Here is a 12,635-nt window from a genome sequence, read left to right as displayed (position 1 = left end):
AAGGAGGGGCGTCATGGCGTCCGCAACCACAACCACGCCGGCCGCCACACCCCGGCGGGCCGTTCTCACCGAACCCGGCTACCAGGCGTTCGGCATCCTGCGTACCGGTTTCATCGTGGCGCCGATCCTGTTCGGGTTGGACAAGTTCGCCAACCTGCTCGTGGACTGGCCCGTGGCGGCCTCGACAGCCGAACACGGTACGCACCTGCCCGGCATCGAGTCGCCGGCGTGGTCGCGGGCCTCATGGGGGTGTGATTGCCCCGCCCGCAGACGATCCTGGTAGCACGTAGAGGGCGTCGCCCGAAGCGATGCAAGGGAGAAGATCATGAGTGAGAACCTGGACCGGCTGACCGCAGAAGGCGTAGCGGTCTGGCTGGATGAGCTGAGCCGGGAGCGCCTCGCCGGTGGCCAGCTGACCGACTTGGTGCGTGAACAGCAGGTAGTGGGCATCACCAGCAACCCGACGATCTTTGCCAAGGCGATCCGCTCGGGTGCCCGCTACGACGAGCAGGTAGACGATCTTGCCCGGCGGGGGGTTCGGGTCGAGGAAGCCGTCAGGCTGCTGACCGCATTCGACGTCCGCTGGGCCTGCGACGTGCTGCACCCGGTGTACGAGGCCAGTGACGGGGTGGACGGTCGGGTTTCGATCGAGGTGGACCCGCGCGTCGCCCACGACACGGCGGCAACGGTCGCCGAGGCACGGGCCCTGTGGTGGCTGGTGGACCGGCCGAACATGTTCGTGAAGATCCCTGCCACGCAGCAGGGCCTGGAAGCGATCAGCACGGCGCTCGCCGAGGGCATCAGTATCAACGTAACGTTGATCTTCTCTCTGGACCGCTACGACCAGGTGCTCCGCGCCTTCCTGGACGGCATGGGCAGGGCGCATGCGGCGGGACGTGACCTGGCGTCCATCGCGTCGGTGGCCTCGTTCTTCGTCAGCCGGGTGGACACCGAGGTCGACAGCCGACTGGACAAGATCGGCACGCCGGAGGCGCGGGCCCTGCGCGGGCGGGCCGCGATCGCCAACGCCCGCCTGGCCTACCAAAACTTCGAGCAGGCGTGCGCATCAGATCGATGGACGGCCCTGGCGGCGGCCGGGATGCGCCCGCAACGCCCGCTCTGGGCCTCCACCGGGGTGAAGGACCCCGCCTATGACGACACCCGCTACGTCGACGAACTGGTGGCGCCGGGCGTCGTCAACACCATGCCGGAACAGACAATGCGCGCGGTCGTGGACCACGGCCGTATCCAGGGCGACACCATCCATGGCACTTATGCGGCGGCCCACCAGGTACTCGCTGACCTGGAGGCTGTCGGCGTGTCCTATGACGACGTGGTGCGTGCGTTGGAGGATGAGGGCATCGGCAAGTTCACGGCCTCCGGCAACGAGCTGTTCGAGCAACTGAACACCGAACTGCACACCAAGCGCGCCGCCGCCTGACGCAGCCGGTCGCCGACCGCACGATCCCGGCGGAGCAACCTCCTGCGACCACCGACCGACAGACACACGGGAACACCTCAACCGCCCGCAGCGCAGCGGTATCGACGACGATGGACTTACCGCACGCGGCGCCGGCGGGGACCAACTCGCCGAGCAAAACCGCCATTCGTCGAGCCGACCCAGCAGAGGAGAGGACATGGCCGCGAGCACAGCATTCGTGACCGTCGGAGCCAGCCTGGCTGGCGCGAAGGCAGCACAAACCCTCCGGGATGAAGGCTTCGACGGCCCGGTCGTGCTGCTCGGAGAGGAGAGCGAGCGCCCCTACGAACGACCGCCGCTCTCCAAGGGCTACCTGCTGGGCAAGGACGAGCGTGAGACGGTCTACGTCCACCCTCCCAACTGGTACGCCGAGCATGACGTCGAGCTGCGCCTGGGCGCCACCGTCACCGCGATCCACCCGGCCGAACATCAGGTGACGCTCGCTGACGGCAGCCGGCTCGGCTACGCAAAGCTGCTCCTGACCACCGGCTCCGCACCGCGGCGCCTGCCGGTGCCCGGAGCCGACCTCGACGGGGTCCACTACCTGCGCCGGCTCGCCGACAGCGACCGCATCAAACAATCCTTTGAGTCCGCATCCCGCATCGCGGTGATCGGCGCCGGCTGGATCGGGCTGGAGACCGCTGCCGCCGCCCGCACGGCCGGCGCGGAGGTCACGGTGCTGGAGATGGCGGAACTACCCCTGCTGCGCGTGCTGGGCCGCGAAGTGGCCCAGATCTTCGCCGACCTGCACACCGACCACGGAGTCGACCTGCGCTTCGGTGCCCAAGTCGCTGAGATCACCGGGGCTGAGGGCCGGGCGAACGGTGTGCTGCTGGCCGACGGCAGCCGCATCGACGCCGACGCGGTCATCGTCGGGGTCGGCATCACGCCCAACACCCAACTCGCCGCAGCCGCCGGCCTCGACGTCGACAACGGCATCCGCGTCGACGCCCACCTGCGCACCTCCCACCCGGACATCTACGCCGCCGGGGACGTCGCCAACGCCTTCCACCCGCTGCTCGACAAGCACATCCGTGTCGAACACTGGGCCAACGCACTCAACCAGCCCCAGATCGCGGCCAAGGGGATGCTGGGCCAAGACGTCAGCTACGACCGCGTTCCGTACTTCTTCACCGACCAGTACGACTTGGGCATGGAGTACACCGGGTACGTCGAACCCGGCGGATACGACCAGGTGGTCTTCCGCGGCCGGAGAGACACCCGCGAGTTCATCGCCTTCTGGCTCGCCGAGGGCTGGGTAGTGGCCGGCATGAACGTCAACGTCTGGGACGTCACGGACCTGATCCGCAGCCTCGTCACCTCCAGGCACCAGATCGACCCCGCCAGGCTCGCTGACCCCGACGTACCTCTGGACGAACTTTTGGACCGTCCCGGCTCGATGGCGTGACACGGGATGCTTCCTCTGACCAGGGCGGCCGAAGAGACTCCTCGCTGCGGATCGGCTCGCGAGCATCGCCCTACAAGCTCACCAGAAGGAAGATCGTCTCCACCACACCGAGATCCTTCCGGAGTTCGTCGGCCACGCCGTCACCGAGGCCCTCGGCGACGGACGAACTGATCATCTTCACCCACATTGCGGCGGCGGGGGGACTGCGGGAGCCTGGAAACGTGATCCGCAGACGTGTCGAGGCCCGTGCGCCCGGCGCGCCACCGATGCCGCGCGCCGAGAGCGATGTCGAGCCACCTTTCAAAAGTGCTGTCAGGGCGCCGATGGCTTATGTCATCGCAGCGACCGTACCGATTGTGCTGCTGGAGCTGGTCATCGACGACCGCACGGTGCGGCTCATCCCCCTGCTCATCCTGCTTCCCGCGTTCCCGGCGGCGGTCGGCACGGTGCGCCAGACTGTCTACGCAGTGGGCTGGATACTGATCGTCATCACCGCAGTCTTGGTCTACCGACCATTCCCCTCGTCGTACGACCACGGGATCGTCCTGGTGCTGGCCCTGGTGCTCGGCGTTCTGTGCGTCGTGATCTGCCACATGCGGATCCGGCGGGAGCGGGAACTGCTCCGGGTCCGCTCCACGGCTGTCGCCCTTCAACGGCAGATGCTGCGCACCCTGCCGATCCTCACCGACCGGGTGATCGTGGATGGCGCGTACCTGCCGGTGGAGGCGGACAGACTGGTAGGAGGAGACATCTACGAGGCGGTGACCTCGCCGTACGGCACACGCTTGCTTTTCGGCGATGTCCAGGGCAAAGGCCTGCCCGCGATCGGAGCTGCCTTCGCCATGCTCGGAGCCTTCCGCGAGGCAGCCCAACGCGAGCCGACCCTCACCGCGCTCGTCGATGACCTGGAACAGGCCGTGGTACGGCACAACGCCTTTGCCCGTCAGACTGGTGAACCTGAGCGGTTCGTCACCGCCCTCATAGTGGGAGTCGACGACTCCACCGAGACACAAGCCGTCAACTGCGGCCATCCTCCGCCCTACATGGTGAACGCCGGACGGGTCACTGCCGTGCCGCTGGGAAACCCGGGGGTGCCACTTGGCCTTGCGGATCTGGCTCCAAAACCCAGGATCGTCGCATGGTTTCCCTTCCCCTCGGGCGCCACCCTCATCAGCTGCAGCGACGGCGTCACCGAGGCCCGCAGCAGCACGGGCACGTTCTATCCCCTCGAAGAACGCCTGCGGACATGGGCCGGCATTTCCCCCTGGGAACTTGCCGGCAACCTGGTCGACGATCTCAGCCGCCATACCGCCGGGGAACACCGCGACGACATCACCGCGCTCGTGGTCCGCAGGACTCTCTGAGCAGGCCCTCCCGTAGCGGCAGCACACGACGCGACATGACTTGGAGGCATCTCCATGACGAACGCTGTCCCTCCCGCACCGATCGTGGTCGGCACCGACGGCTCGCCCGCCTCAGGGCAGGCCGTACGCTTCGCCCTTCAAGAGTCACAACTACGCGGGAGCGGCCTGCGCGCCGTATGCGCGTACGACTTCACTGCAAGGTACGGCGGATTCCAGTGGCCTACCGCTTCGGGTTTCTACGACATGGATACGCAGCTGCGCGACGTCACGTCGGAGACGGTTACCAAGACGCTGGAAGAGGCCCAGGAGCAGGTCGGCGGCGCGCCGGTGGAGGTGGAGGTCAGAGTGGAACGGGGTCGTCCGTCGCAGGTCCTGCTGGACGCGAGCAAAGACGCCTGCCTCCTGGTGGTCGGCAGCCGAGGCTCGGGCGCATGGGGGCGCCTCACCTTGGGCTCCACCAGTACCGAGGTCGTACATCATGCCCATCTCCCGGTCGTCGTCGTGCCGGCCGGGTCAGGTCGGTCCTCCGGTGGCGGACAGGCCGTGGAGTGAACCCTCCTGATTCTGCGCCCGCCGCGCCGGCCCGGGTGGACGGATATGCAGAGCTGCGGGATTACGCGGTGATCGGGGACGGCCGCAGCGTCGCACTCATCGCGCGCGATGGCTCGGTGGACTGGCTGGCCTGGCCGGACCTGGACTCGCCGACGCTGTTCGCCGCCGTCCTCGACCGTGCGCACGGCGGCAGGTTCCTCCTCCGGCCCCGCGTCCCGTACACGGCCGCCCGTCGCTACCTGCCAGGCACCAACGTGCTGGAGACGACGTTCACCACCGCAGGTGGCACGGTGCGGCTGACCGACGCGCTGTCGCTTCACGATGCTGCCTCCCTGGCGCCCGGACGGGAGCTTGTCCGGCGGATCGAGGGCCTTGCAGGCAGCGTCCCGATGCGCTGGAGCGTCCAGCCGCGCTTCGGCTACGGTGCCCGCACACCGCACCTGGCGCGCCGTGCAGGTGTCCCGGTCGCCACCTGCGGCCCGGACGCCGTCGGGGTCTGCGCCTGGAACGCCGGCCAACCGCAGTGCACAGCCGACGCCATCACCGGCCAGTTCCGAACCGACACCGGCACCCACGCCTTGATCGCGGTGCCGTACGCACACCAAGAACCGCTGGTCCTCCCCACGCGCGCGGAGTGCGAAGCCCGGCTGGAGCACACGACCGCCACCTGGCGAAAGTGGACGCAGGAACGCACCTACACCGGCCCATGGCGCGAGGCGGTACTGCGCAGCGCCCTCGCTCTCAAGCTCCTGGTCTTCGCCCCCTCCGGCGCGGTCGCCGCCGCCGCAACCTGCTCACTGCCGGAATCCATCGGTGGGGAACGCAACTGGGATTACCGCTTCAGCTGGATCCGCGACTCGGCCTTCACTCTGGACGCGTTCCTGAAGCTGGGCTGCGCGCCGGAAGCAACCGGCTACTTCTGGTGGCTGATGCACGCCTCCCAGCTCACCCACCCTCGCCTGCACGTCCTGTACCGCCTCGACGGCGGCGCCCGCGCACCCGAGCGGGCGCTGCCCCTGCCGGGCTACCGGGGCTCGGCGCCCGTGCGCGTCGGCAACGCAGCCGCCGACCAGCTGCAGCTCGACACCTACGGGGAAATGCTGCAGACCGCATGGCTGTACACCACGGCAGGCCACCGGCTCGACGCCGACATCGCCCGCAGGCTGGCCGAGACCGCCGACTTCATCTGCGCCATTTGGCAGCAGCCCGACGCGGGCATCTGGGAGGTGCGCAGCGACCCCGAACACTTCACCCAGTCGAAGATGATGTGCTGGATCACCCTCGACCGGGCTCTCGACCTGGCCAGGCAGCAGCTGATCCCCGGCCGGCACGCGGCCCGGTGGCGGCGCGAGCGGCTGGCCATCGCCGACTTCGTCGACGACCGCTGCTTCAGCCCGCGTCTGAACAGTTACGTGCGTTATGCCGACAGCGGCGACCTGGATGCCAGCCTCCTGCTCGGACTGCTCCACGGCTACCGCCCGCCCGACGACCCGCGCATGCGCGGCACCCTCGCCGCCATTCAGCAGACCTTGCAGGACGGCCCCTTCGTCAACCGCTACCTCGGCTCCGACGGTGTCCCCGGCAGCGAAGGCGCCTTCCTCGCCTGCTCCTTCTGGCTCGCCGAAGCCCTCGCCCGATGCGGCCGCGCCGACGAAGCCGGCCGCCTCATGGACCAGCTCGTGGCCCTCGCCAGCGACGTCGGCCTCTACAGCGAGGAAATCGAACCCGCCACCGGCACCTTCCTCGGCAACCTGCCCCAGGGGCTGTCCCACCTGGCCCTGATCAGCGCCGCCTGCGCGATCGGACAGGCCACCCGATGAGTATCTGGGCGGCACTGGCGGGCGGATTCATCGGCACCCTCGTCCTGACCACCGCACTGCGCGCAGCCAACGCCCTCAACCTCACCCGCATCGACCTGCCGTTCCTGCTCGGCACCGCCTTTACCAGCGACCGGACCCGCGCCAAGGCCCTCGGCTACGGCGTGCACTTCGTCAACGGCCTGCTCTTCGCCATGCTGTACTACGCGGTTTTCGTTGCCGTCGGCTACAGCAGCTGGTGGCTGGGCACCGTCTTCGGCCTCGTCCACGGCTTGTTCGCCGCCACGGCGCTGGTGAACATCCTGCTGCCCCTCGTCCACCCACGCATGGGCGCGCCCCACACCAGCGCCCCCCACGTCGCGCTGCTCGAACCGCCCGGTTTCCTCATGCTCAACTACGGCCCCCGCACGCCCACCGTCACGCTCGCCGCGCACCTCGTCTACGGCACGATCGTCGGCCTGTTCCTCGCATGGCCAGGCTGAGGGTCCCAGGCCGACGCCGCGCGGGCCTGCTCCGTGGTTCCGGCAGGAAAGACGCGGGCCAGGTAGCGTGAAAACAGGACCAGAAGCTGAACACGAAGCCCCGTACCGCGTTCGAAGGCGGAAGGGCCCTTGATGATGGATCCGAAGGAAGCGGCGCCTTCCGGCCCGCACGACGATCAGCTTCCGGCGGAGTCGGCCGGGACCAGACCGGAGACACGAGGCCCGCGGCTGGCCTCGGTCGTGGTGTTCGTCCACGACCACGACGCGTCAGCGGACTTCTACCAGGAGCTGCTGAACATGGAGGTCACGGTCCGCACCACCACCGCCACGCTGCTCGTGGGCCACAACGGGTTCCAGGTGTACCTCCGGGCCGTGGGCCCCCAAGCCGCCCACCCAGTGGGCCACGTCGGCGCACAGTACGTGATCTGGACGGCGGACGGCCCCGGCGACTTCCAGCGATGCGAGCGCGTGCTCAGAGCCCAATCCGACCGTGTTTACACCATGCACGGCGAGGGCTTCACCGTCATCGAGGGACGAGATCCCAGCGGCCTCCCGGTGCTCGTGGCTTACCCGGGACCGGACGAAGTCGCGCGGCTCGAGATTATTTCCCGTTACTACGTGTGACCCTGCAAGAAGCGCGAGCCCAGAGCCCACCCGGACGCGCCTGCTGGATCTGTACGGGACCGGTCAGCTGCGGACCGACGCCCTGGCCAACGCTCAGTTAGCTGGCGCGTGAGGCATCCCTAACTCACCCAGCGCTCACGCATGAAACGGTCGATAATGGAAGTGGCCGGCTGCAGTGAGACATGTATCCCACCTTGAGGCTGCAGATGAATGACGCATCCGAGCAAATGCACAGCCCTCCACCCGTCGCAGGGCTGGTCGGAGAACGGCTCGTACCCGTCACGGACGAGGTGGAGTGGGCAGCCGTGTCTCCGCGGGAGATCGCCCCCGAAGACTGGCAGCGGTACGAGGACCATGTGAAGGAGATCTTCCAGGCGCTGGGCCTGGCCGTCGGGTCAGCGGCCACGGCAGACACACCCCGCCGCTTCCTGCGTGCCCTCTTCGATGCCACCAGTGGGTACGAAGGCGACGAAAAGCTGGTCACCGCGTTCGAGACCGAATGCCATGGTGGTTCGGACTGCCGGATCAGTCAGATCGTCGAAGGGCCGATCCCGTTCTTCTCTCTGTGCGAGCACCACAGCTTGCCCTTCTTCGGCAAGGCGTACGTTGGTTACATCGCTCACGAGCACATCCTCGGGCTGTCCAAACTCACCAGACTGGTGCGGCTGTTCGCCCGTCGATTCTCTATGCAGGAGCGCATCGGCCGCCAACTCGCCGGATCTTTGCAGCAGATCCTTCAACCGCACGGCGTCGCGGTCCACTTGGAGGCGGTGCATCTGTGCACGCAGATGCGCGGGGTACGGGAGATCGAGTCCAGTACCCGTACCACCCACTGGCGGGGCACCTACGATGAGGATCCGCTATTGCGTGCCGAATTCTTCACAATGTGCGGCCAACGGGGACTGCCCGGCCATGGCTGAGCACACCGCCACGCCCCGCGCTGGCGGAACACCTCCAGCAATCTTGGAACCGCTGGAGTTGCTGTACGAGGAGGCCGGGCAGCCCCGCTTCAGCCTGCCTCCGGCGCTCGCCACGGCCTACGGCGGTGATCTGGGCTTCACCTCGCCATGCGTGTACGCGAACTTCGTCGCCTCCATTGACGGCGTGGTCACCCTCGGTCCCGAATACCCGTCGTCCGGCTCGGCGATCAGCGGGCGTGAGCCTGCGGACCGCTTCGTCATGGGACTGCTGCGTGCATGCGCCGACGCGGTACTCATCGGGGCCGGCACGCTCCGAGCCACACCCCGCCATCGGTGGACACCCGATCACGTCTGTCCGCAAGCCGCCCCTGCCTTCGCCGAGCTGCGGCGGAACCTACGACGCGCCGCTCAGCCGGAACTGGTTGTGGTCACCGCGAGCGGCGAGTTGCCCACCGAGCACTCAGCCCTGCGGTCGGGCGCGCTCGTGGCCACTACCCTGGGCGGCGCCCGTAAATTGGATGGACGTCTGCCAGCAGCATGCACGTTACTCACGGCTGGCGAAGGACCCAACTTCCGTATGGCGGACGTACTTACGGCTCTCCATGCCCACGGGCACACTGCGGTGCTCACCGAGGGCGGGCCTCACCTGATCGGTCACCTGTTCAGCGAGGGCTTGGTGGATGAAGTGTTCCTCACGACGTCCCCAGTGCTCGCCGGCCGTGCCAACACCTCCAGACTCGGGCTGGTCGCCGGGCTCGAACTGCTGCCGAACCGGCCAGCGTGGACTGATCTGATCAGTGTGCGGCGACGGGATTCGTATCTCTTCCTCCGCTATCGCCTCCGGGCCCCACGCGCAAGCAGCGGCCCAGCAAGGGTCGATTGACGCCTGGGATCCGACGCCGAACTCCGGTCCCGGGCGATAGCGAGCGGGTGTGGGGGGAACGCGTCCACCTCTCTAAGGCATCTGTGTCTGTGAGGCAGCGCTTGTGGCCCGTTTAGCTGCGTCCGCCACGGATCTCATGGCCTCCTTGTCGTGGCGTCGCAGGATAGTGATGGCAGCCATGGAGATCAGACTCGGGCCGCAGAGAAGGCACGCGAGCCACCAAGCGTCCTTGGCGACGTATACGCCGGCTGCGAGCATGGCGACGCTCAGGATCGCCCCGACTATCAAACTCGTCGTCCGGAACTGAAGCTGCTGTCGCTCCCGCTCGGCCCTGGCCCTCTGGTCATCCGCCTTCTCCCGCATGCTCAACTTTCGCAAGAGGGCCTCGTGTTCCCGATTCAGTTGCGGCTCCAGCGCGCCCAGGGCCATCTGGAGTACTTCCGGCCCACCAGGTGTCTGCCCCCACTTCATGACGAGTTCCATCGCGGCAAGGACCGCTGGCTGATCGACTTGAGGCACGGGCACTTCGCTGCTGTTGTCCGCGTTCACTGCTGCGCCCCTCCATCGTCCGTTCCTGCACGGGTGTGGGGTTCTGGCGGGGGGCCAAGGCGGAGGAAGAGCCGGGCAAGGGCGTCCTCGATGTTCTCTTTCGCCGCAAGCGCTGCGGCCTTTGCTTCCTCTGGGGCAAGAGGCCGTTCAGGCAGCTGATCGGGCACCGGGGCGCTGACCTGCTTGATCTTGTTCAGAGAAGACGCGCGGGCGGGCCCGCTGGGCGGTTCTTGACAAGCGGCGACCGGTCCCGGCACAGCGTCATCCACCGGACGGGTGCAGGGCTCGACGCGCCGCGAGTCGCACTGACACAGATCGTCAACTGATTGATTCTCACGGGTCTGGTCGTTGTCCCGGTGCTGCGTAAGGGTTCCAAGAAGGCGGCAGTGCGGCATTCGCGCACTCGATCTGTTGCCGCGCCAAGCGTTCTGGCACATCCACGAGAGAAGGAAACACACCCCTATGCGCGCCCTTGTGGTCGATCACAGTGACGCCGGACCCATCCGGTTCGCCGATGTCGATGAGCCCGTACCGTCCGCCGGTGAGGCGTTGGTGGAGATACGGCACATCGGTCTCAACTTCGGAGAGCTGAATTACGTGCACCAGTGGCCGGCCGGCGGTGTGCACGGTCACGACGCGGCCGGCGTCGTGGTGCGCGCCGCGTCCGACGGCTCGGGGCCGCCCGCAGGTACGCGCGTTGCCGTGGGGATGGCTCCCCACGCGTGGGCGGAGCGGGTGGCAGTCGGCCCCGCCTCGCTCGGCACCGTCCCCGAGGGCGTGGACCTGGCCGACGCCGCCGCGCTGGGGATCGCCGGAGTCACCCCGTTCCGGGTGCTGCGCAAGCGTTCCCTGTTGGCGCGCAACGTGCTGGTCACGGGCGCCAGCGGGGGCGTGGGGCACTTCGCTGTCCAGCTGGCGGCGCTGGCCGGTGCCCGGGTGACGGCACTCGTCGGTTCGCCGGAGCGGGCCGCCGGGCTCCGTGAACTCGGCGCCGACAATGTCCTGACCGACCTGGCCGGGACCGGGGACCGGTTCGACCTCGTCCTGGACACGGTCGGCGGGCCGCTGGTGGCCCAGGCGTGGAGTTCCCTCGCCGAGGGCGGCACCCTCTACCTGGTCGGTTACTCCTCGGGGCAGGACACCACGTTCCCGTCAGGGGCCTTGTTCGGCTTCGGCGAGCCCCGCAGCATCGCCACCTACGGCGACATGACGCCGACCGGCGGGGAGCTGACGGACCTGCTGGGCCTCATGGCCGCCGGGAGGCTCTTGGCGCCGGTCGGGCTGCGAGGCGACTGGCAGGGGGTGGGCGACGCCGTCCAGGCGCTGTTCGCACGGAAGGTGCACGGAAAGGTCGTTCTTGACGTGGCCTGAAGCTGTGCACGAGGACACATGCGCCTCGCCCGCCGGTGGGCGAGGCGCGGCGGTGGACGAGGATGGGCCCATGGATGTGCTGGCGGAGGTCTTGCGTGTTTCGGGTGCGCGTGGGGCGCTGGGGGTCATGCTGAAGGCCGGAGGAACCTGGGGCCTGTGGCTGGACTCCTCTCCAGGGGCGGCACTGCATGTGGTGTCCCGCGGCACCATGTGGCTCCACGTCACGGGCGAGAAACCTCTTCAGGTGCAGGCCGGAGACGCCGTCCTGGTGTCGCCGGGCACCGCACACGGGATAGCCGGCGGCGCCGGCGTGACGATGGGTTCCTGCGACCGTGAGGCGGCGGCCCGGTCTTTTGGCGATGGCCGGGCCCTGCGGCTGGGCTCGGCGCCGGTGCAGACGGAAGTGATCGTCCTGCGCTATGAGCAGGACCCGGAGGTGCGCACACCGGTGCTTACCTCCCTCGCTCGGCCGATGCACGTCACAGCCCGCCAGAACGCGCAGCTCAGAAGGACCGTCGAACTTCTCGCTGCTGAGCTCGCCCAGCCGCAGATCGGTACCACCGCCGCCATCAACAGCATCGTCGACCTTCTGCTCGTCCAGTTCGTACGCGCCTGGCTGGCCCGCCACCCGCAGGAGCAGTCCGGCTCATGGCTGGGAGCGATGCGTGATCCGGTCGTGCGCGACGCTCTGGCATGTGTCCACGCCCAACCGGAACACCCATGGACCACGGAGACCCTGGCCGCCGCGACGAGCGTCTCCCGGGCGACGCTGTCCAGGCGTTTCCGGTCCGCCCTCGGACAGACGCCGGGCGCGTACGTGACGCAGTGGCGCATCGACCTGGCGTCCGTCCGGCTCCGCGATACCGATGACCCGGTCGAGTCGATCTCCGGCGCGGTCGGATACGGCTCTCCGCACGCTTTCAGCCGTGCCTTCAGACGTGCCCGAGGCACGGCCCCGGGCGAGTACCGTTCTCGACTTCGCAAGTGATCCGGCCTCGGGACTGATGGGCTCGCATGTTGAGGTGTCGCGTATTCCTCGGTGAGGCCGGTCTTGACGTCACCGTGCGTGTCGCCGGGGGCGTATCGGGCCCAGGTGCCTCCGGGCCCTTCCGGCGTGGCTTGGTCATCGCAACACCCTCAGGGGCTGGTGTGGCAACGACCTGTTAGTGGGGCAGGGGTGTGGCG

At 68.2% G+C, this 12,635-nt stretch carries 13 protein-coding genes; 12 read left to right on the top strand and 1 reads right to left on the bottom strand.

Annotated features, from left to right (window positions below; genetic code table 11):
• The first annotated feature begins 13 nt into the window (after window positions 1-13).
• From CP981_RS01270 to CP981_RS01225, 10 genes are all read left to right on the top strand, one after another.
• The gene (locus tag CP981_RS01270) at window positions 14-283 is read left to right on the top strand and encodes a hypothetical protein (RefSeq protein ID WP_107429563.1); all 270 of its coding nucleotides are present in this window, start codon (window positions 14-16) and stop codon (window positions 281-283) included.
• A 42-nt stretch (window positions 284-325) separates the two neighbouring features.
• Entirely contained in the window at window positions 326-1,441 is a 1,116-nt protein-coding gene (gene tal, locus CP981_RS01265) for a transaldolase (protein WP_085926632.1), read from the top strand.
• Window positions 1,442-1,637: 196 nt separating this feature from the next.
• Window positions 1,638-2,888, top strand: coding sequence for an NAD(P)/FAD-dependent oxidoreductase (locus tag CP981_RS01260; protein WP_085926631.1), 1,251 nt, complete (start codon window positions 1,638-1,640; stop codon window positions 2,886-2,888).
• A 221-nt stretch (window positions 2,889-3,109) separates the two neighbouring features.
• Complete coding sequence (locus CP981_RS01255; protein WP_085926630.1) at window positions 3,110-4,252, top strand: PP2C family protein-serine/threonine phosphatase; 1,143 nt, start codon at window positions 3,110-3,112, stop codon at window positions 4,250-4,252.
• 54 nt (window positions 4,253-4,306) lie between these two features.
• Window positions 4,307-4,804, top strand: a complete 498-nt coding sequence (locus CP981_RS38340; RefSeq protein ID WP_085926629.1) for a universal stress protein — start codon at window positions 4,307-4,309, stop codon at window positions 4,802-4,804.
• Between the two features lie 35 nt (window positions 4,805-4,839).
• Window positions 4,840-6,624 carry a glycoside hydrolase family 15 protein gene (locus CP981_RS01245; RefSeq protein WP_244329478.1) on the top strand — a complete coding sequence of 595 codons (1,785 nt, stop codon included), beginning with the start codon at window positions 4,840-4,842 and terminating at the stop codon, window positions 6,622-6,624.
• Window positions 6,621-7,103, top strand: a complete 483-nt coding sequence (locus CP981_RS01240) for a hypothetical protein (RefSeq protein WP_085926627.1) — start codon at window positions 6,621-6,623, stop codon at window positions 7,101-7,103. The genes CP981_RS01245 and CP981_RS01240 overlap by 4 nt, the downstream gene beginning before the upstream one ends.
• A gap of 132 nt (window positions 7,104-7,235) precedes the next feature.
• Window positions 7,236-7,727, top strand: a complete 492-nt coding sequence (locus CP981_RS01235; RefSeq protein ID WP_244329477.1) for a VOC family protein — start codon at window positions 7,236-7,238, stop codon at window positions 7,725-7,727.
• Window positions 7,728-7,933: 206 nt separating this feature from the next.
• Complete coding sequence (gene folE, locus CP981_RS01230) at window positions 7,934-8,647, top strand: GTP cyclohydrolase I (protein ID WP_158092674.1); 714 nt, start codon at window positions 7,934-7,936, stop codon at window positions 8,645-8,647.
• The gene (locus CP981_RS01225) at window positions 8,640-9,530 is read left to right on the top strand and encodes a RibD family protein (protein WP_158092673.1); all 891 of its coding nucleotides are present in this window, start codon (window positions 8,640-8,642) and stop codon (window positions 9,528-9,530) included. The genes folE and CP981_RS01225 overlap by 8 nt, the downstream gene beginning before the upstream one ends.
• Window positions 9,531-9,602: 72 nt before the next feature.
• Here CP981_RS01225 and CP981_RS01220 read toward each other — a convergent pair whose 3' ends face one another.
• Window positions 9,603-10,079, bottom strand: coding sequence for a hypothetical protein (locus CP981_RS01220; protein WP_085926624.1), 477 nt, complete (start codon window positions 10,077-10,079; stop codon window positions 9,603-9,605).
• A gap of 462 nt (window positions 10,080-10,541) precedes the next feature.
• Here CP981_RS01220 and CP981_RS01215 point away from each other — a divergent pair, with 462 nt between their 5' ends.
• Both CP981_RS01215 and CP981_RS01210 read left to right on the top strand, forming a co-directional pair.
• Window positions 10,542-11,450 (top strand): zinc-binding dehydrogenase, encoded by a 909-nt coding sequence (locus CP981_RS01215; protein WP_085926623.1) that lies wholly within the window; start codon window positions 10,542-10,544, stop codon window positions 11,448-11,450.
• 70 nt (window positions 11,451-11,520) lie between these two features.
• Complete coding sequence (locus CP981_RS01210) at window positions 11,521-12,438, top strand: AraC family transcriptional regulator (protein WP_085926622.1); 918 nt, start codon at window positions 11,521-11,523, stop codon at window positions 12,436-12,438.
• Window positions 12,439-12,635 lie beyond the last annotated feature (197 nt).

The organism is Streptomyces platensis (assembly GCF_008704855.1).
GTDB classification, from domain to species: domain Bacteria; phylum Actinomycetota; class Actinomycetes; order Streptomycetales; family Streptomycetaceae; genus Streptomyces; species Streptomyces platensis.
This window is presented reverse-complemented; position numbering and strand designations above follow the sequence as displayed.